The organism is Limnofasciculus baicalensis BBK-W-15 (assembly GCF_024178385.1).
Classification (GTDB): Bacteria; Cyanobacteriota; Cyanobacteriia; order Cyanobacteriales; family Coleofasciculaceae; genus Limnofasciculus; species Limnofasciculus baicalensis.
In genome coordinates, this window is record NZ_JAMZMM010000647.1 from 1 (window position 1) to 1695 (window position 1695).

Here is a 1695-nt window from a genome sequence, read left to right on the forward strand (position 1 = left end):
GGGTTCATGAAGGCCGCGGGTCGTCGTGGGATTCCCAGTTGCTTCGTCGTTGACGGCGAAGCGAAGGTGGCGTGGGTTGGGCACACGATGTGGCTCGACACCGTGCTGCCCGACGTGATGAGCGGGAAGTATGAGGCGAGCGCGCTTGGCGAAAAAGTGAAGGCTGGCGAGAAGGCGCAGAAGGCCGTCTTCGAGAAGATGCAGAGCGATCCCAAGGCCGCGATCACGGCGTGGGAAGCGTTCGAGAAGGACTATCCGGGCCCGGGCAAGATCATGGAGAGCATCAAGTACATGCTCTACACCCAGGCGGAGCAGTTCGACAAGTTGTTCGCGTTCATGGGCAAGCAGGCCGACGAGGCGATCGTGGCCAAGGACACGATGAAGTTGAACGAGATCGCGTGGATGCTGGTCGACCCCGAGAGCCAGATCCAGAAGCCCGACCTTGCGCTCGCGCTCAAGGCCGCGGAAAAGGCCAACGAGTTCAGCAAGGGCGAAGACCCGGCGATCATGGACACGCTCGCTCGCGTGTACTGGGTGAAGGGCGACAAGACCAAGGCGGCGGAGACGCAGGCCAAGGCCGTCGAACTCGCGAACAAGAACGAGAAGTACAAGGCGATGGCGGCGGAACTGGAAGAGCGCCTGAAGCAGTACAAGGGCAAGTGAGGTTACTGGCCCGCCGTCACGACACGCGTGGTGGCAGGGTGCATCGATGATGAACTGCAAGAACCCCCGCGCCGTCGCGGGGGTTCTTATTTGGCCGGCGCGGCGCAGTGCGCCCGCCATGTGTGACGAATCGCGTGCTCGAGTCGGCGGGTGTGAGCCGTCGCATCGCACAGCGCGGACGAGAGCAGCGTCGATCGCAGCGAGTCGCGCAGTGACGCGAGGCGCTGGCGGTCTGTCGCAAGGCTTCGCGCGGCGTCAACATACGCGTTCTCAGAATCCGCAACGAGTTCCGGCATTCCGATTGCGTTCAGGATTGAGGCGCCGACGCGAGCCGCGTGCCGATCTCCCGCGAGCGCGACGACAGGGACACCCATGATCAAGGCCTCGATGGTGGTGGTGGTGCCGTGGTAGGGGAAGGGGTCGAGCGCGATGTCGATCTTGGAGTACATCGCGAGATGGTCGAGCGTTGCCATCGCGGGTGAGAGGATGTCGAGACGGTCCGCGGGCGCGCCCCACGAGACGAGTTGGGCGCGGACCTCGTCGCGGAGCGCGGGATCAATGAAACTCGAGGCCTTGAGGACGAGGCGCGAGTTGGGCACCGCAGCAATAACGCGGCCCCAGAGTTGAAGCGCCTGCGGGCTCAGTTTTGCTGCCGCGTTGAACGAGCCGAAGCGGATGACGCCGTCGTGCGTGCTCGGCCCGGGCGACACTTCAGGAAGTTCGGCGGGCGGCGTGTAGCAGAGAAAGCACGGATCGATGCGCAGCAGTTTTTCGCCACACCATTGCTCTGTGCCGACGGGGTCGGTGTGTGAGTCGATGATGCGATAGTCCATCGCGCGCACGCCCGCCGTGTTCGGGTACGCGAGGTAGGTCATCTGCACGGGCGCGACGCGAGAGTGGAACGCGAGAGGAGATGCCGCACAGGTGTGGGCCGAGAGATCGATCGCGACATCGATCGAGTCGTGGCGGTTGTCCGTGGCGAGGGCTGTGTCCGCGCTGCCGGCACACTCGCCCCCGTGTGCGGGGTGGGCG

General features: G+C 64.5%; 2 protein-coding genes. One reads left to right on the top strand and one right to left on the bottom strand.

The window, feature by feature from the left end; all coding sequences use genetic code 11:
* Window positions 1–663: hypothetical protein (locus tag NJ959_RS29115; protein WP_254015248.1), on the top strand; the 663-nt coding region annotated here is incomplete at its 5' end.
* A gap of 86 nt (window positions 664–749) precedes the next feature.
* On the opposite strand, the gene NJ959_RS29120 is transcribed toward NJ959_RS29115, so the two are convergent.
* On the bottom strand, window positions 750–1695 hold a 946-nt coding region (locus tag NJ959_RS29120), incomplete at its 5' end, for an O-linked N-acetylglucosamine transferase, SPINDLY family protein (protein WP_254015249.1).